Origin of the sequence: Flavobacterium sp. (assembly GCF_044376915.1) — a bacterium.
GTDB lineage: Bacteria > Bacteroidota > Bacteroidia > Flavobacteriales > Flavobacteriaceae > Flavobacterium.
Map to the genome: position 1 here is coordinate 1 of NZ_JBILKB010000039.1, position 18,611 is coordinate 18,611.

The 18,611-nt window shown below is 35.2% G+C and carries 18 protein-coding genes and 1 pseudogene; 8 read left to right on the forward strand and 11 right to left on the reverse strand.

From position 1 onward, the window contains the following. A pseudogene (locus ACIQ6Z_RS05660) lies at positions 1–300 on the reverse strand (methyltransferase); the annotation flags it as partial. After that, positions 301–1,647, reverse strand: a complete 1,347-nt coding sequence (locus tag ACIQ6Z_RS05665; RefSeq protein ID WP_396209962.1) for a DEAD/DEAH box helicase — start codon at positions 1,645–1,647, stop codon at positions 301–303. Between the two features lie 95 nt (positions 1,648–1,742). On the opposite strand from ACIQ6Z_RS05665, the gene ACIQ6Z_RS05670 reads away from it, so the two are divergent. Continuing rightward, positions 1,743–3,467 carry a M14 family zinc carboxypeptidase gene (locus tag ACIQ6Z_RS05670; protein WP_396209963.1) on the forward strand — a complete coding sequence of 575 codons (1,725 nt, stop codon included), beginning with the start codon at positions 1,743–1,745 and terminating at the stop codon, positions 3,465–3,467. A gap of 49 nt (positions 3,468–3,516) precedes the next feature. Here ACIQ6Z_RS05670 and ACIQ6Z_RS05675 read toward each other — a convergent pair whose 3' ends face one another. Continuing rightward, a complete protein-coding gene (locus tag ACIQ6Z_RS05675) occupies positions 3,517–4,101 on the reverse strand; it encodes an NUDIX hydrolase (protein WP_396209964.1) in 585 nt (194 codons plus the stop codon). Between the two features lie 7 nt (positions 4,102–4,108). Between ACIQ6Z_RS05675 and pyrE the strand changes: the two genes are divergently transcribed. Both pyrE and ACIQ6Z_RS05685 read left to right on the forward strand, forming a co-directional pair. Further along, positions 4,109–4,756, forward strand: coding sequence for an orotate phosphoribosyltransferase (pyrE, locus tag ACIQ6Z_RS05680; protein ID WP_396209965.1), 648 nt, complete (start codon positions 4,109–4,111; stop codon positions 4,754–4,756). Positions 4,757–4,839: 83 nt separating this feature from the next. Next, complete coding sequence (locus tag ACIQ6Z_RS05685; RefSeq protein ID WP_396197846.1) at positions 4,840–5,232, forward strand: SRPBCC family protein; 393 nt, start codon at positions 4,840–4,842, stop codon at positions 5,230–5,232. Between the two features lie 145 nt (positions 5,233–5,377). Here ACIQ6Z_RS05685 and ACIQ6Z_RS05690 read toward each other — a convergent pair whose 3' ends face one another. Continuing rightward, positions 5,378–6,499, reverse strand: coding sequence for a cysteine desulfurase family protein (locus tag ACIQ6Z_RS05690; protein ID WP_396209966.1), 1,122 nt, complete (start codon positions 6,497–6,499; stop codon positions 5,378–5,380). 212 nt (positions 6,500–6,711) lie between these two features. Between ACIQ6Z_RS05690 and ACIQ6Z_RS05695 the strand changes: the two genes are divergently transcribed. After that, a complete protein-coding gene (locus tag ACIQ6Z_RS05695; protein WP_396209967.1) occupies positions 6,712–7,218 on the forward strand; it encodes a hypothetical protein in 507 nt (168 codons plus the stop codon). Positions 7,219–7,286: 68 nt separating this feature from the next. Here the strand turns inward: ACIQ6Z_RS05695 and ACIQ6Z_RS05700 are convergent, their stop codons facing one another. The 6 genes from ACIQ6Z_RS05700 to ACIQ6Z_RS05725 all read right to left on the reverse strand — a co-directional run bounded on the left by ACIQ6Z_RS05700 (position 7,287) and on the right by ACIQ6Z_RS05725 (position 13,965). Continuing rightward, positions 7,287–7,847, reverse strand: coding sequence for a Smr/MutS family protein (locus ACIQ6Z_RS05700; RefSeq protein ID WP_396209968.1), 561 nt, complete (start codon positions 7,845–7,847; stop codon positions 7,287–7,289). Further along, positions 7,831–8,016, reverse strand: a complete 186-nt coding sequence (locus ACIQ6Z_RS05705; RefSeq protein WP_396209969.1) for a hypothetical protein — start codon at positions 8,014–8,016, stop codon at positions 7,831–7,833. The genes ACIQ6Z_RS05700 and ACIQ6Z_RS05705 overlap by 17 nt, the downstream gene beginning before the upstream one ends. Before the next feature lie 323 nt (positions 8,017–8,339). Then, the gene (locus ACIQ6Z_RS05710; RefSeq protein WP_396209970.1) at positions 8,340–9,812 is read right to left on the reverse strand and encodes a lipopolysaccharide biosynthesis protein; all 1,473 of its coding nucleotides are present in this window, start codon (positions 9,810–9,812) and stop codon (positions 8,340–8,342) included. An 18-nt stretch (positions 9,813–9,830) separates the two neighbouring features. Continuing rightward, positions 9,831–11,126: a glycosyltransferase family 4 protein gene (locus ACIQ6Z_RS05715; RefSeq protein WP_396209971.1), complete on the reverse strand. Its 1,296-nt coding sequence runs from the start codon at positions 11,124–11,126 to the stop codon at positions 9,831–9,833. A gap of 8 nt (positions 11,127–11,134) precedes the next feature. Further along, positions 11,135–13,624 carry a YfhO family protein gene (locus tag ACIQ6Z_RS05720; RefSeq protein WP_396209972.1) on the reverse strand — a complete coding sequence of 830 codons (2,490 nt, stop codon included), beginning with the start codon at positions 13,622–13,624 and terminating at the stop codon, positions 11,135–11,137. Positions 13,625–13,707: 83 nt separating this feature from the next. Beyond that, a complete protein-coding gene (locus tag ACIQ6Z_RS05725; protein WP_396209973.1) occupies positions 13,708–13,965 on the reverse strand; it encodes a DUF4834 domain-containing protein in 258 nt (85 codons plus the stop codon). Positions 13,966–14,073: 108 nt separating this feature from the next. On the opposite strand from ACIQ6Z_RS05725, the gene ACIQ6Z_RS05730 reads away from it, so the two are divergent. Both ACIQ6Z_RS05730 and ACIQ6Z_RS05735 read left to right on the forward strand, forming a co-directional pair. After that, complete coding sequence (locus ACIQ6Z_RS05730; protein WP_396209974.1) at positions 14,074–15,039, forward strand: transporter; 966 nt, start codon at positions 14,074–14,076, stop codon at positions 15,037–15,039. Further along, a complete protein-coding gene (locus ACIQ6Z_RS05735; protein WP_396209975.1) occupies positions 15,040–16,158 on the forward strand; it encodes a GTP cyclohydrolase in 1,119 nt (372 codons plus the stop codon). 51 nt (positions 16,159–16,209) lie between these two features. Here the strand turns inward: ACIQ6Z_RS05735 and ACIQ6Z_RS05740 are convergent, their stop codons facing one another. Then, positions 16,210–17,469 (reverse strand): aminotransferase class I/II-fold pyridoxal phosphate-dependent enzyme, encoded by a 1,260-nt coding sequence (locus tag ACIQ6Z_RS05740; protein WP_396209976.1) that lies wholly within the window; start codon positions 17,467–17,469, stop codon positions 16,210–16,212. Between the two features lie 233 nt (positions 17,470–17,702). Between ACIQ6Z_RS05740 and ACIQ6Z_RS05745 the strand changes: the two genes are divergently transcribed. Together ACIQ6Z_RS05745 and ACIQ6Z_RS05750 are read left to right on the forward strand one after the other, a co-directional pair. After that, the gene (locus ACIQ6Z_RS05745) at positions 17,703–18,278 is read left to right on the forward strand and encodes a non-canonical purine NTP diphosphatase (RefSeq protein WP_396209977.1); all 576 of its coding nucleotides are present in this window, start codon (positions 17,703–17,705) and stop codon (positions 18,276–18,278) included. A 137-nt stretch (positions 18,279–18,415) separates the two neighbouring features. Continuing rightward, the coding region (locus ACIQ6Z_RS05750; protein WP_396209978.1) for a DEAD/DEAH box helicase at positions 18,416–18,611 on the forward strand (196 nt) is incomplete at its 3' end.

The following is an 18,611-nucleotide window of genomic DNA, read 5'->3' on the forward strand; positions in this document are numbered from 1 at the left end:
ATCGGTTAACATTTTAGCAATCACCGGTCCGGTCCCAGAACCAAAATCCAAGCCTTTCGCCTCGGGAGAAAAATCGTGTAAAACAGCATCAACTATTGGCGAAACAAACGCTTGATACCGTTCGTCAAAAATATCATTATTGTGCTTTTCATAGTGTTCTTTTTCCGCTTCAGCGGTTAAAAAAGTGTATTTTGGTCTGAAAATACCTTCACAAGTAGTGCATTTATAAAACAAATGATTTGGCTTTTCACAAAAAAGCGTTGCAGTGGAATTACAAAGTGGGCAATTGTGCGAAATCATTTACTCCTCCTCTTTCTTTATAACTTTTCGTGCGACTTCAATTTTATACTTCTTACCTTTCATTTTCTCCTCTTTGATGTTTTGCAATAAGGATTTTACTTTTGGATATTTCACCGCTACAAACGAAATAAAATCTTTGACTTCAATTAATCCAATATCGTCTTTTTCTAATTTTCCTTTTTGCGAAAAGAAACCTACAATGTCAATTTTATTCAACTTATTTTTCTTTCCTCCGCTGATGTAAAGCGTTTGGTATAGAGGCGCTTTTGGTAATGATTTTGCATTAGATACATCTAATCTTCGTTTGCCATAATCAAAATAGTCCGCTTTCTTTTCGGTTTCGTGAATCAATACATAAGCAGTTCCTGTGGCCAACATACGCGCAGTTCTTCCGTTTCTATGGGTGAATTCGTCTTCTTTAGCTGGTAAATGGTAATGAATTACGTGTTTCATTTCTGGAATATCCAAACCACGTGCGCCTAAATCAGTCGTAATCAAATAGGAAACACTTCCATTTCTGAACTGAATCAAAGCACGTTCACGCTCATCTTGGTCTAATCCGCCATGATAATACGTGGAAATAATTCCTTTCTGCGTTAACATTTCATGAATGCGTTCCACCGCTTCTCTGTGATTACAAAAAATAATGGCAGCTTCTGAATGTAACGAGCAAATCAACTGAAACAACGAATCGATTTTATCTTTGGATTTCGAAAATACTATACGAACATCTAAATTATCGTTCTGTTTTTGGTTTGGAATAAAATCGATTACTTTCGGATCAATTACTTTGGTATATTTCGGAATTTCCACGCCCGAAGTCGCAGAAACTAAAATGCGTTTATTGGCTCTGGTGATTTTTCCAATGATATACGACATTTCCTCATGAAACCCCAATTGCAACGATTTGTCAAATTCGTCTAAAACATACGTTTTGATGTTCTCCGTAGCAAAACTGCCTCGATCCAAATGATCAGCAATTCTTCCAGGTGTCCCAATCAATAGCGCCGGTGGATTGCTCAAATTATTAATTTCAATATCAATCGAATGGCCACCATAACACGTATTGACTTTATAATGCGTACCCATTTTTTTCCAAACTTGTTCGATTTGCAACCCCAATTCGCGAGAAGGTACTAAAATTAAACATTGTACGCCTTTCACCTCTTCGTCTAAAAGTTGAAAAATAGGCAATAAAAAAGCTAAGGTTTTCCCCGAACCTGTTGGCGAAAGCAACAAAACGTTATCTTCATTCAAAATAGCGTGTTGGGCTACTTCTTGCATTTTGTTTAAACTTTGAATACCAAGATTCAATAGTACATTGTTGGAATATGGATTTTGACTCATGCGGCAAAGATAAAGCCAATTAATTAAAAATTACGAATTATAAAATTCTACCTCAAAAAGATTCTTTATTTTTGAAAATCAAATACAATTCTGCTATGCGTTTTATAACTATAAGTTTGCTTTTCTTTTCACTTTTTGTTTTTTCACAAAACGATTTAGCCACGCCTTTTGAACGTGGCAACGGCAATCAATCTACTACTTATGAAGAATGTATTGCGTTTTATGAAAAATTAGACGAACGTTTTGCCAACATCCAAATGATTCAAAAAGGCACCACCGATAGCGGAAAACCGCTGCATTTAGTACTTTTTTCAAGCGAAGGCACATTTGATTTTGATGCATATTTTACTAAAAATAAAGCCGTAATATTAATCAACAACGGCATTCACGCAGGCGAACCTGACGGAATTGACGCTACCATGATGTTAATGCGCGATTTAGCCCTAGGAAAAATAAAAACGGCTAAAAATACTTTTATTGCTGCAATTCCGGTGTATAGTGTGGGCGGGATGTTGAATCGAAATTCGCATTCCAGAGCCAATCAAAACGGCCCTGAAGCATATGGTTTTAGAGGGAATGCCCGCAATTATGATTTGAACCGCGATTTTATTAAATCAGACACTAAAAATTCGAGAAGTTTTCAAAAGCTGTTTACCGAGTTAAATCCTGATATTTTCTTAGACAATCACGTTTCTAATGGTGCCGATTACCAATATACGTTTACGTGTATTGCGACCCAACACGAACGTTTAGGAAACAAATTGGGTAATTATTTCATCAACGAATTGTATCCTTCGGTGGTAAAAGACATGAACAAAAAGAACATCGATGTGGTTCCGTATGTAAATATACATGGTGATATGCCCGACAAAGGTTTTGAACAATTTACCGATACGCCAAGATATGCAACAGGTTACACTACGCTATTTCACACGTTAGGTTTTGTGCCCGAAACGCATATGTTGAAAGTGTATAAAGAACGTGTGAAAGTGACCTACGAATTTATGGTCAGCACGATTAATTTTGCCGATACAAATTGGCAGAAAATCAAGCAAATGCGAAAAGAAGCATTGAGCGAATATCAAGCCGGAATGCAATATCCTTTGGACTGGGCAATAGATTCTAGCAAAGTATCTCATATTGATTTCAAAGGCTTTCAAGGGGGGTACAAACCCAGTGCTATTTCAGGAAAAGACCGTTTGTATTACGATAAGAGTCAACCGTTTACAAAGAAAATTCCGTTCTATGGCAATTTTAAACCTACCAAATTTGTAAGTATTCCAGAAGCCTATATCATTCCGCAATCGCAATGGCAAATATTGGAACTACTAGAATTGAACGGCATCAATGCACCTCGTCTTCAAAAAGACACCCTAATTGAAGTGGAATCGTATAAAATTGAAAGCTACCAAACGTCAAAATCGCCTTACGAAGGACATTACGGACATTACAATACGAAAGTATCTAAATCGACTCGAAAAGTGCAGTTTCAATATGGCGATTATGTATTGTATACAAATCAACCTGGCGTGAAATATTTAGTTGAAACCTTAGAACCAGAAGCGGTGGACAGTTATTTCAATTGGAACTTCTTCGATCCTATTTTACAACAAAAAGAATACTTTTCGAGTTATGTTTTTGAAGATTTAGCCAAAGAATTCTTAGATAAAAATCCAAAAATAAAAGCCGAATTAGAACAAAAGAAACAAAAGGACAAAGCGTTTGCTGAAAATGGTGCCGCGCAATTGGATTGGGTGTACAGACAATCGCCTTATTATGAAAAGGCGCATTTGCATTATCCGGTGTATCGTATTAATTAGACCATTTGCCAATGAGACTGAATTGAGAAATTGGCACATTTAATTAATCTTACTCAAACAATAACTTAATATTCTCGTAGGAATTTTCCAATAACATCGGAATATTCTTTGGGTTAACCCACTCTACTTTCTCGATGCCTTCTTCGGCTTGACCTTGTGGCGTGCCTTCAAATTTGGTGCACATTTCAAACCATTGGGTAATTTTTAGTTTGTAGCGTCCGTTGCGTTTGAAAATATGATAGGTTTTTTGTAATTTATCTGTAATGACTAATCCGGTGACTCCGGTTTCTTCTTCTACTTCTCGAATTGCGGTTTCTTCAATGGTTTCATTTTTTTCCATACCGCCTTTTGCCAAATCCCATTTACCGTTTCTAAAAATAAAAAGTACGTCGCCATTGGTATTGTATACCAATCCCCCACCCGCTTTTTCAATAGGCAATTTCGCACGAAGCGTTTTCATAATTAGTTTCTCATCGGGATGGTAGAGAAATGCTTTCTGAATTTTATTTTGAAATATTTTAATAATCAATTTCTTGATATCCACACTTTCTAATAAAAAAAGTTTGAAATCGGTTTCTTTTTGAACCTGATTTGTCAAAAAAAGTGGCTTATCGTTCACAAAAACTTTATACATTTGCACTATGATTTTTAATAACAACACCGCACAACAAACAGCCGAATTGCTTTTACAAATAAACGCAATTAAATTAAATTCCAAAAATCCTTTTACATGGGCTTCAGGCTGGAAGTCACCCATCTATTGCGACAACCGTATAATCCTTTCATTTCCAGCGGTTAGAAACTATATTCGCGATGAATTTGCAAAACAAATTGAAGCAAAATTTGGGAAACCCGACGTTATTGCAGGCGTTGCAACGGGTGCCATTGGTATCGGAATTCTTGTGGCAGAAGCCATGGGATTGCCTTTTGTATACGTTCGTCCCGAACCAAAGAAACACGGAAGACAAAATCAAGTAGAAGGTTTTTTACAAAAAGGACAAAGTGTCGTTGTAGTAGAAGATTTGATTTCAACCGGTGGAAGCAGTTTATTAGCCGTGGAAGCTTTACGTAACGAAGGTGCCAACATTAAAGGAATGGCAGCCATTTTTACCTATGGTTTTCCGGTTTCAAAGGAACGTTTTGAAGCAGCCAATTTAGATGTTTACACGCTTAGTAATTATGAAAATTTATTAGAAAAAGCGGTGGATAAACAATATGTTTCCGAAAACGAATTAGCGACATTAAGTGCTTGGAACGCCAATCCAGCCGAGTGGAACGTAGAAATATAGTTGGGCGTTAGAAGTTGGGAGAATTAAATACTTCTATATCAAATTATTTCAAGCCCTGTAGCCTTTTAAACTTAAAAAAAAATATGAACTTAGAAAGTCCAAAAGTAAACGTAGCAAAATCCGCTGAATACGTATTCAATGCGTTGAACGACGTAAAAAATTTCGAGAAATTAATGCCTGAAAATATTGCAAAATTTGAAGTAATTGATGAAAATTGCTTTGAATTTGGTTTAAAAGGAATGCCCGAAATTAAATTAGTAAAAAAAGGGGGAACTCCCAATTCGCAAATCGTGTTAGGAGCCGCTTCAAGTAAATTACCGTTTACTTTAACGGGAAACTTAAACGCAATTGATGCAGATAACACAGAAGTGCAATTAACTTTTGAAGGTGAATTCAACCCCATGATGGCCATGATGATCAAAGGACCGATCACAAAATTCATTGAGACCTTGGCAGAAAATATGGGAAAATTGTAATTTCCTGGATAATTTATTGAACACGAATTACATGATTTAATTGATGTAATTCGTGTTTTTTTTATGTGCTAAGTTCTCGATACAATTTTTTAAAAATAAAATTAGCATTTTTACTTTTGAAAAACACTCGAAGTGACGGTAGTCGTTATGCTTGTTTTAAACCCTCAACCAACAAATCAATATCTTCTTTCGTATTGAAATGGCTGAATGAAATTCGTAAACTCGGTTTTTTCACTTCCTCAGATGGTAAAAAAGCGGCTAAAACGTGCGAAGGTTTTACACTACCACTCTGACAAGCACTACCTCGTGAAACGGCAATTCCTTTCATATCGAGCATAAACAACATCATTGCTGATTTTTCTTCCGACAAAGGCAATTGTACATTCAAAAGGTTGTAAAAGGTGTTTTCACCGTTGATTTTGACTTCTGGAAATACTTTTCTTACTTCCGAAAAACAATATGCTTTCAACTCAGAAATATATTGGGAATCTTTTTCTAAATTGTCATAGGCTAGTTCCAGTGCTTTTGCCATACCTACTACTTGGTGGACAGCTTCAGTACCTGCACGCATCCCTTTTTCCTGTTCGCCACCCAAAATCATGGGTTGGAGCATCGAATTCTTTTTTATGTATGCAAATCCAATACCTTTCGGACCATGAAATTTGTGAGCAGAAGCGACTAAAAAATCAATTCCAAACTCCTGCACATCTATATTCGCTTTTCCAACAGATTGCACTGTATCACAATGAAAAAGTGCTTTTGCATACGAACACAGCTCAGAAACACGTTTGATGTCTAAAATCGTCCCTATTTCATTATTTACATGAATAAGTGATACTAAGGTTGGAATATCGGAAGGTAATTTGGCAGCCAAATCCTGATAATCAATAGCTCCGGTTGGTAAAATGGAAATGTATTCCACTTGAATTCCGAATTTCTTTGCTAAATGTTCGACGGTATGCAACGTAGCGTGATGCTCAATTTTTGTTGTAATGATTCGTTTGATACCCAAATCTTTAATTGCGCTGGTCAAAATCCAATTGGTGGCTTCGGTAGCACTAGAGGTAAAAATGATTTCAGATGCTTGCGCATTTATTAATTTTGCTATCCCTTTTCGAGCAGATTCCAGCAACGTTTTTGCACTACGACCAAAACTGTGTGTGGAAGAGGCATTCCCATAGTCATTTTGAAGCACATCCATCATTACCGAAATAACTTCCGGATGAATCGCTGTAGTTGCGGCATTATCCAAATACACTTTTTTCATTTGAGACTTTTAATTATTTTTATTGGTCAAATGGAATTCGCACATGAAAATTTATAAAAAAACAAAAAAATTATAAAGTGCTCATTACATTCCGCAAAGATACAAATCATTTTATTTTACCTACTTTAAAAGTGAATTACATTTAAATTTACAAACGTTAGTAAATAACTAAATTAAAACCTTTATTTTTGCGATATAAATTTGATCAATCCATGAAAAAACTTATTGTTTTAATTGCTACTGTTTTTTTACTACTAGCCTGTGATGACGGAGACATTACGTTGGAATCATTTAATTTTGATTCGGTTGCTGTACAAAATTGCACCTCGAATAACTTGGTATTTAAAATCAAAAGCAATGAATTATTACTTTTAAACATCCCAGCTTCCAGTTTTATAAACGAAGAAACACCCGACGGAAGTCCGAGAATTGTTCCTGTGAGCGCATCCAATAAAATTATCTATCGTATTTATTCGGACAATGTGAGTTCAAATGGTATTTGCAGTATTTTACCTCCAGCCTCACCGGTCGTTCAAAAAGAATGGAATGCCACGGGTGGTTCAATAGAAATTATTACCGATAAATTATTTGCAACCGACGGAACAACGGTAACGGGTTATACCCATAATATCAAATTGGTCAATGTGAATTTTTCAAATTCAGACAATTCTTTTAGTTTTACCGAATATATTTTTGGAAACTACAGAACAAGTCTTTAATACTACAATGCCAAAAATTAAAAAGGACCATTCCATGAATGGTCCTTTTTTTTATATGATTTTTTACTTTATTTCACTTGTTGTTTGATGTAGACTTCGGTTGCACCCAAACCATATTTTTGGTAATTCGCATCTTGAAAAGAAATCCCATCGTATCGGCCCAATAGAAAATCTAATTCAGCTTTTAAAACCCCTTCACCCACACCGTGAATGAATACTAACTTCGGCATTCGATTTCTAATTGCAAAATCAAGTTGGCGTTTGGCGGTATCCATTTGCAACGTTAAAATATCATAGTTGCTCATTCCGCGTTTGGAAGGAACTAGTTTTTCAATATGCAAATCTACTTCTAGGACAAATTCATCCTTTCGTGACTTCTTTTCTTTGACAAAACTTCGTTTTTTTGGCGTTTCTTTTTCTTTCAAAACTGAACTTAAACTTTGACTTGAAAAAAAACTACTTAAAGTACTGGATTTATTTACTTTAACCAATTCATTTTCTGAAAATTTCATTAGAAATCCATCGGTTGTTTCTATACTAATTTCAGCAGCATTTACCCCAACAACTTTACCTGACAAAGCCTCGTCTAAAACTGCAACCTCATCGCCAATTTCAAATTTCTGTATCATCGTTTTCATCATTTTTAGAAGGTATCTTTTTCATTAATTTGTACATACCGAACATAAAAATACCAATTGCCCCAATCATAATCATTGGATTGGGTTGGTCATTTGATTGTTCCACTAATGCCAATATTCCGAAGGCGGCTACCACCAATATAGAAATTAATTGCTTCATTGTTTTTTTCTTAAGAATTCAAATGTACTCTTTTTGATGTAACCAAAAAAAAACTGTTTCGTGATTTTGAATAAAAAAACAGCCCGTTACTAATTGACAACAACTCATTAACAAATTATTCACAATTCAAAATAAAGTTTGGCACGGGGATTGAACACATCACATCATGCTTCGTTTAAGAAACGAGTTTTAAAGTATTTAAGAAGATGGCACTGAAATAAAAAAAAATAAAAAATTGGTTGGTTAGTTTGTTTTTAAATCCTGTAGATTCTGGGAAGATGACGCAGGATTTTTTGTAGTTAAAAGCTTAAGCTTTATAAAAACTATTGTTTTTTAAATACTTTATTAAAAATAGAGCGCATCACAAAATTAATATCCGAAGAGATTTTCAACACATGACACAATCCGAGATAAAAAATACTCACGAGTATCGATTTGCAGATAATATTTAGCATGGGATGAAAAGAAAAATCCCAATAATAAAAAGCGAAGAAAGAAATCAATACCACACCAAGTGCTACAATTGTTTTATAGGTAAAAGGAAATAATTTCATTCGCAACACCACGAATAACAACTTAGCCAAACTGTACAAAGTTATTGCAATTAAAGTTGCAAAAGCAGCACCATTCAATCCGAAATGCGGAATAAAATACATGTTTAGCAATACAATTAGCAACACCAATACAATCCCTAAACTCAAAACGGCTTTATAATATTTAGAATTAAAAATTATAGCATTGTTATTGCCTAAAATCAAATCAAAATATTTTGACAAACCAATAGTAAACACCACGAATAAACCTTGACTGTATTCTTTGGGCAATAAAAGGTAAAGTTGGTTTATGTTGACTAATATTCCTACCAATATCAATCCCCCAATAACTTGTAAGGTTATCGATGTTTTTTTATACAATTCATTCAATTCCTCCCACTTTTGTTCGCTCATTAATTTAGCCGTAATTGGATACGTGATTTGATGCATGGCTCTACTCGGTACAGAAATGACCATCGCAATAAAAATCGCCACCGAATAAAAGGCAATATTATCAATGTCCATGTAATGCTTTATCATGTATTTATCAATATCCAACAACATATTGGCTATACTGGCCGACAAAATAATAAAAATAGTATAGGTCCAAATTGCTTTACTTTGTTTTGGTACTTTGAAACGCAAGACAATTCGCTTGATTTTATTCGCATAAAAAACAATGAGCAGCAAACTCATTCCGTAAACAAAAACCAAGGAATAGATAAATTCTAAGGGAGTAATGTACTTGAAATAAACCCCGAAAAGCAATACAGAAATGAGTAAGCGTACAAAAACTTCTTTCACAAAACTACCAAAAACCGATTGCATGTGGGCTCGTAACCATGCGTAAAATATTTCGAAATAACCCATAAATATTGCAATTAAAGGGATGACCCAAACAAACGAATAAATTATAGGATTTTTCTGAGATTCATAGGCAGCAATAGTATCGTAATTAAAATAAAAAAGTCCGGTTAGCGGAATGATGAACACTAAGGGAATCAACAGCATATATGTGATATAACTATTTAATTCGTGTTCAGTTTTGTTGTTTTCGTTAAAGAATTTTATCAACGTATTCTGAATACCAAAAGACATGATAGGATATAATATATTGGCCGCCGACAAGACATAACCTGACAATCCAAAATAATCTTCTCCTAAAAAATAAGGATACATAAACAAAGTATTAACCGCCCCAATCCCAAACCCTATAAAGGTAATTATTGTGTTTTTAATAGATTGTTTGATGACGATTCCCATGGTTTGAGTGACTAGTAATTAGTGTTTAGTGATGAGCAGTTTGGCCAATTTTTCGGTCAAAGCTTTTCGGCTGTATTGTTGCAATCCTATGGGATTTACCATTAAATTATTTTGTTGAAATTGCTCAAAAGTCAACTCTATTTGAGCCTTTAAAGCTTCCAATTCGCCATAAGTAAAAAACGTACCTGTATTGGTTTCTTTGATGATGTGAGCAAAATCGGCTTGCACCGGACCAATGGCAATTATAGGGCGTTCCGAAATCATGTATTCAAATAATTTACCAGGAATAATACATTTGGTCTCCTCCGAATCAATTTCAATAAGTAGCAAAACTTGCGAACTACGTTGTGCAACAATCGCTTCATCATGAGGCAAATATCCCAAATGATTGACGTAACTTTCCAATCCAAATTCTTGGATAGATTGCAATACCTCAGCGCTCACTGCTCCGATTAATTTCAATTCCAATTGCGCTTTGAATGCGGCATGCGTTGTCGTTAATTCATGTAAGGCTTTCCATAAAATTCTCGGATTTCTAGCCGATAAAAAGGACCCAATGTGTGCTAACGTAAATTTTTCATCCAACGGTTTTTTCACTACTTTCTCCACATCATAACCATTTGTAATGACTGCAATAGGCTTAGAAGTAATGGCTTCAAACTCGGTTTTTGTAGTTGGAGAAGTTACAATAAGTTGGTCACATGTATTCATAACTTCTTTCTCTAACGACTTGTGTTTGTTAGCAGCCCAAGCACTTAATTTAAGCTGCTTATGATAACCAATAGTAGTCCATGGATCGCGAAAATCGGCCAACCAAGTAATATTCATTTCTTTCTTTAACTGCAAACCGATCAAATGCAAACTATGGGGCGGACCAGTCGTAATTATCGTATCAATTTGATGCTCTTTCAAGTATTTTTTTAGAAACGTAACCGATGGCGCTACCCAAAACACTCTTGCGTCTGGTATAAAAACATTACCACGAATCCAAATCATGGCTTTTTCTACAAACGATTGCTTTTTTTGATTGGGGATAATCCCTGAACTGATTTTTTTTGTCTTATTCTTTGAAAAAACCGAAGCCAAACCGTAAGGTTCAAAAATCGGTTGTTTGATGATAATCGCTTTATCGGAAACTTCACTTACTAATTTTTCGTCAAGCAAAGGATACGTTGGATTATCAGGAACATAAACATGAGGTTCTATATCAAACTCTGGCAAATACTTGACAAATTTTAACCAACGCTGTACCCCTGGACCTCCCGCGGGTGGCCAGTAGTAAGAAATGATAAGTATTTTTTTTGATGTTGTCAAATTACAATTTACTGTATCTTATTCTTGTTTCCAAAATAAATTCCGGCAGCAATTAGCAACAACATTCCAATTGCACTAAATAAGGCAATTGTGCTTCCTGTTTTTACCACTTGCGGTTCAAATTTAAATTCAATCGTATGTTTTCCAGCGGGTATTTGTAAGCCACGCAATACGTAATTTACTTGGTATATTTTAGTTTCTTTTCCATCAATGGTAGCGTTCCATCCGTTTTTATAATAGTTTTCAGAAAACACGGCAAATCCAGCGTTCGAATTGTTAGAGTTATATTTTAGTTTATTGGGTTGATGACTCAACAATTGAATAGAAGCTGTAGTGTCTCTTTTAAAAGTACTTTCTTTCATGTCATTTGTCAATGAGTTAATAACCACATCCCTTTTAGTATCCAATGATGCCAACGCTTTCATTTCTTGATCTGCAGAACTAACAAATTTAACGTTCTCCACAAACCACGCATTGCCATTAGCAAATGGATTGGTAATTGGCACCTCGCCTTGACCTGTTGGCACAATCACATATTTCACATTTAACATATCTAAAACCGGATTGTTTTTTGTGAAACTAAGTGTTTGAAAATCGATTGTATTGCCTAATTCACTAATGTTTTTCTCTACATTGTAATCAAATAATTGATCGAAGCGGCGCGGTCTTACGGCGCTATAACCTCCTACTGATTTATGAAAATAAGACGTTCGAGCTTGCATACGCCCTTGAATTTCATACACCCTATAAACGCTCGTATCCTTTGCTAGATGTTTGTCAATTTCGGTAGGCTCAAAAGGCATGTCTACTTCACGAGCAGTTTTGAATTGGTCAGGACTGTTGTATACATATCGTTTATCGACCATAAATAAATCGGCAACCATGAAAAATCCAACGGCAATGACAGCTGAAGTGGCCGCCAACTTATTTTGAATATGTAACCAAAGTGCGACAGCTGCAACCGCAATTAATATACCCGAGCGCATAAGGTCACTCGTATAGAAATTCATACGATCTTCCTTTAAGGCATTGATAAAATTAACGCCGAAAGATTTGTCCTGACTTTCGCCAAAAAGCTGGATCAATTGTTCGTCCATTGCTCCTGAAAAATTAAAGGCACCTTTAACAAAAAACAAAGCAACTAAAATTCCTACGCTTGTAGCAGCAGCTTTCCACAAACTGTTCCACTGCTTTTCTTTTTCGGTGGTAAAGAACGATTGCAATCCCATAACTGCAAGTACAGGAAGACACAACTCTAACACGACTTGTATTGAAGAAACGGCTCTAAATTTATCGTATAAGGGAACGTAATCAATAAAAAATCGGGTTAAACCGTCAAAATTCTTACCCCAAGAAAGCACTAATGAAAGTAGCGCTCCTGCTAAAAAAACGTATTTTATTTTGCGTTGATCATGGAACAAGCCTAAAACTGCCAAGAAGAAAACTATTGCACCAATATAAGCTGGAGCAGCAACAATGGGTTGGTCACCCCAATAAGTTTTACCATAATATTCAACCGTTTGTAATGCCTCTGCAGGAGTGGCGCCGTAATTCAATAGAAAAGTATACAATACCGAGTCTTCTCCGAGGGTTTCACTATTTCCACCTCCAAATAAGCGAGGTGCAATCAAATTAAAACTTTCAGCAATTCCGTAACTGTACTCGGTAATATAATCATACTCCATTGCCGAATTGGTTGTATTGATGGAGCCGTCTGGTTTAAATGTAAGTTCGCTTTTGCCTCGAATACTAAAATCCGTATACTCGGCGGTTGCCATTAAATTGGTTGCATTGGCCCCCACTGCCAATAATCCGGCCACCACAAAAACACCAATCGTTTTTCCAAGTTGAGTATATTCTTTATTTTTTAGTGCTTGGACCCCATAATATATGGCTAGTATCAGTAATAAAAACAATAAATAATAGGTCATTTGAAAGTGATTTGCATTAATCTCCAAAGCCGCTGCGATCATGGTAAGAATTCCTCCCAAGATATATTTTCTTTGAAAAACCAACAATACGCCAGCGACCACCATAGGCATGTAGGCAATGGCATGAGCTTTTGCATTATGCCCGACTCCTAAAATAATAATTAAATAGGTTGATAAACCAAAAGCTAACGCTCCAAAAAAGGCTTTTAATGGATCTACTTTAAGCACCATCAATAACACATAAAACCCTAAAAAATATAGAAAAAGATAATCTGCCGGACGCGGTAAAAAACGTAAGGCGTCGTCCAAAGCACCAATGGCATCGTTTGGATAATTTGCACCTAATTGATAGGTTGGCATGCCACCAAAAGCACTATTGGTCCAATAAGGTTCTTCATTGTTTTCTTTTCTAAAGTCGTTTTGCTCTTTTGCCATTCCTGTATATTGCACGATATCGGATTGGAAAATTTTATTTCCTTGTAATATCGGATAGAAATAAACCAATGAAACGATTGCAAATCCAATTATAACTAGTAAATGAGGAATTATTTTTTGAATGTTTTTCATGAATGTAATAAAATAGAATAAGGTGCTAAAGTAATTAAAAAAAGGATATTGTTAAAATATCCTTTGGTGCATGGTAAAACCCATTAATTTATTTCTTCGTAATCGATATAATCACCCACTTTTCCCTTTTCTTTTGATTGAAATTGAGTGGATTGCGTGGTTGTGTTTTGTTGTTGCTCTTGCTGTTTTTTGTATTGCTCTTGCATTTTTTCTTGCATTTTATTAACAGCTTTTTGCATGATAATAGGTGCAAATATTCGCATTAGAAACTTGAACAAATAATAACATAAAATAATAATTGCTAAGGTTCGTAATAAGCTGGAGCCTGAAGCCATTTCCATAGGATCTAATTTTTAAAATTCAAAAATACTGATATTAGTTGGTAAAACTTCCAAATTGTTACTTAAAATTATGATAAAATAACTATTTTTGAGGATAAATTATATGTTATGAAGACCTTACCATCATTTATTAAAATTGGGCTAATATTGGCCTTTCAATTTTCCTTTGCCCAATTTACAGACGAAATAAACTCAAATAGACCAGGGAGATCGATGATGGCATTTTCTGTTGGAAAAACCATTATTCAAGCCGAATCGGGAATAAACTATGTCAGTGAAGACCACAAAGCACTCAATTACAAAGCCAATGGTTTACTGGGAGAATTTGATATTCGATGGGGATTGTTTTTTGAACAATTGGAATTCATTGCCGAAATACAGTATCAAAAAGACACATATACAACCGCAAATTTTGAAAAAGACCGCAGTGCATTAAAGAAAACCCTCATTGGCGCTAAATATTTATTGTATGATCCTTTTAAAAATTATGAAGAAAAACCCAATGTATACAGTTGGAAAGCAAACCACCGTTTCAAATGGAGACAATTCATTCCTGCTGTAGCTGTTTATGCTGGCGCTAATCTTAACTTTACAGACAATCCCTATAATTTCGCACCTTCAACAGTTGAAGAAGCCGTAATTAGTCCGAAAGCCATGGTCATTGCACAAAATCAATTTGGATCTCGCTGGGTATTAGTAACAAATATTGCATACAATAAAATTGGAACTGATTTTGCTAGTATAGATTATATTTTGACACTGACGCGTGGTTTCAACAAAAGATGGTCTGGATTTATTGAAAACCAAGGATTTATGGGTGACTATTATTCTGACGGTATCGTTCGTGCTGGTGCTGCTTTTTTGTTTAACAAAGACATGCAAATTGATGCTTCTATAGGGAAAAACATAAAGGATACTCCCAATCTTATTTCTGGAGGAATTGGATTTTCTTGGCGCTTTTCAAAAAACTACCAAGAAATAAAAATGGAAAAAGACAACGGCAGTAAAATGGATAAAAAAATGAAAAAGAAAGGCAAAAAAGAAGCCAAAAAACGTAAAGATGCTATAGACTAAATGATTACTATAAAAGAAGCACTCACCAAGAAAGAAATGAAAGCATTTGTGCTGTTTTCTTTCGAATTGTATAAAAATAACTCCTACTGGATTCCGCCCTTGATAGCAGAAGAATTGGAAACGTTTGACAAATCTAAAAATCCTGCATTACAAACAGCCGAAGCGCATTTTTATTTGGCCTATAAGGACGGAAAAATCGTTGGAAAAATTGCCGCAATAATTAACTGGGAAGAAGTCCATCAATTAAAAAAAAGAAAAGTACGCTTTGGTTGGTTTGATGCCATTGATGACCTCGAAGTTACGAAAGCACTTTTGGAAAAAGTTGTAGCATTAGGAAAAAAACACCAAATGGATCATATGGAAGGCCCAATGGGGTTTTCTAATTTAGACAAAGTAGGACTGTTAAGTGAAGGGTTTGATCAAATAGGAAACATGATTACGTGGTACAGCATGCCTTATTATATTTCGCATTTTGAACAATTAGGGTTTCGGGTGGAAAAAGAATACCATGAAAGCACCTTTTCATTTAATGACATTGATCCCACACAATTTAATAAATACAGTGGTCTCATCAAAGATCGCTATGAATTAAAAGTTTTGAATTTTTCAAAGACCAAAGACATTATGCCTTATGTGGATCAAATGTTTGATTTATTCAACACTTCCTATTCAAAACTACAGTCTTTTGTACCCATAAATGAGGTTCAAAAAGCCTATTTTAAAAAAAAATACATTAGCTTTATCAATCCAGAGTTCATTAAGTTTGTTTTAGACAAAGACAACTCTATGATTGCATTTGCTATTGTTATGCCTGGTTTTGCTTCTGCTTTAAAAAAAGCAAACGGCAAATTATTCCCTTTTGGATTCTACCATTTATTGCAAGCCAGAAAGCAATCTAAAGAAGTGGTTTTTTATTTGATTGGCATAGCGCCTGAATACCAAAGTAAAGGAATTACAGCCATTTTGTTTGACGAATACCACAAGGTTTGTAAAGCCAAAGGAATTGAAACTTGTATCAGAACCCCTGAATTAAAAGAAAACCTTGCCATCCAAAATTTATGGAAAAATTTTAATTCCAAAATAAACAAGCGCAGACGAACGTATCGCAAAGAGTTATAAAAAAGAAAGGGATTCCAATTGGAATCCCTTTTATAAATAGTTTTGGTTGTGCTATTCTACATTTTGTACACTTGCTTCTGCAATTTTAGCATACGTACCGTTTACTAGTTTGTCGCGAATGGCTTCAAAAGCTGTTAATGTTTCGTTGATATCTTCAATTGTATGTGAAGCGGTTGGAATCATACGCAATAAGATAATTCCTTTTGGAATAACAGGATATACCACAATAGAAAGGAAAATACCATAATTTTCACGCAAATCGTTTACCATTATCATGGCTTCAGGTATAGATCCTTCTAAATAAACGGGAGTAATACAGGTATTGGTATCACCAATATTGAATCCTCTTTCTTTTAAACCGTTTTGAAGTGCATTTACATTTTCCCACAATTTATCTTTAATTTCCGAAGAATTACGCAATAATTCCAAACGTTTTAACGAACCAATGGTTTGAATCATCGGTAAAGCCTTTGCAAACATTTGCGAACGTAAATTGTATTTTAAATAATCAATGATGTCTTTATCACCGGCTACAAATGCCCCAATATTTGCCATAGATTTTGCAAAGGTTGAGAAATACACATCGATACCATCTTGACACCCTTGTTCCTCTCCTGCTCCTGCTCCTGTTTTACCAAGTGTTCCAAATCCATGCGCATCATCTACTAAAAGACGGAAATTGTATTTTTTCTTCATTTCCACAACTTCTTTCAATTTTCCTTGCTGCCCACGCATTCCAAAAACACCTTCAGTAATGAACAAAATACCCCCTCCTGTTTCCGTTGCTAATTTGGTGGCACGCTGAAGGTTTTTTTCCATACTTTCAATATCATTGTGTTTGTAGGTAAAACGTTTACCACTATGCAAACGAACCCCATCAATAATACAAGCATGCGCATCAACATCATAAACAATTACATCATTTCTTGTTACTAAGGCATCAATAGTTGACATGATTCCTTGGTAACCAAAATTCAATAAATAGGCTGATTCTTTCATTACAAAAGCAGCTAATTCTTGCTCTAATTGTTCGTGGTATTTTGTATGACCACTCATCATACGAGCACCCATTGGATAGGCTGCACCATATTGAATGGCCGCGTCAGTATCGGCTTTACGTACTTCCGGATGGTTGGCCAAACCTAAGTAATCATTTAAGCTCCAGTTTAAAATGTTTTTCCCTTGAAATTGCATTCTTGGACCCAATTCTCCTTCTAATTTAGGAAAAACGAAATACCCTTCTGCTTGAGAAGCCCATTTTCCTAGTGGTCCTTTATTGTTCTGAATTCTTTCGAATAAATCTTTTACCATGATATTTTATAGGTGTTAAAACGTGACAAAAGTATAAAGAAAAAAGTTTTTATAATAATTATTCGTGCCGAAAAAAATACGGTTTAAAAGAAATTCTAAAAATAACTTGCAAATTAATTATTTGGCTGTACATTTGTAACCGAACGCACAGCAATGTGGTTACACGTTCATTTAAGAAGTCGGGGGCTCCACCTCGGCTTTTTTGCTTTTTTATAAATCAAAATTTATACACTATGCAACTCGTATTCGCTTCCAATAACAAAAATAAAATTCAAGAAATTCAAGCGTTAGTCCCATCAGACTTTAAAATCCTCAGCTTGGAAGACATTGGTTGTTTCGAAGAAATACCAGAAACCGCCGAAACCATTGAAGGCAATGCCATACTAAAAGCCAATTATGTGACTAAAAATTATGGCTACCCTTGTTTTGCCGACGATACCGGTCTTGAAGTAGACGCCCTAAATGGAGCACCCGGTGTTTATTCTGCACGCTATGCGGGCGAACAAAAAAGTGACGAAGACAACATGAACAAATTACTGTTGGAATTGCGCACTGCCAATTCAAGAAAAGCCAATTTTAAAACCGTAATCTGTTTGAATAACAACGGATTGCAATACCTTTTTACTGGAATAATTAACGGTACAATCACTACTGAAAAAATAGGCACGAATGGCTTTGGTTATGATCCTATTTTTATGGCCGACGGTACCGACAAAACCTTTGCAGAACTTAGCATGCACGAAAAAGCAAGCATCAGTCACCGCGGTATTGCAATTGGTCAATTAATCGACTTTCTATCAAAAAAATAAGCTTTTACTACCTTTATTGGTCCTTTTTTGCTCAAAAATTAAATTCAAAAAATATTTAACTAATTGTAAATCAATAACTAACAAATTAGTTTATATAGTATTTAAACCCTACCTTTGCACCCAATTTAAAATACTATATGAATAAATTTGAACAATTAGGATTGAATGAGTCGCTACTGCTGGCGATTAAAGATCTAGGATTTGAGAATCCGTCAGAAGTGCAAGAAAAAGCGATTCCAGTACTATTGGAACAAAACACAGATTTAGTTGCCCTAGCGCAAACAGGAACAGGAAAAACCGCCGCTTTTGGTTTTCCACTAATCCAAAAAATTG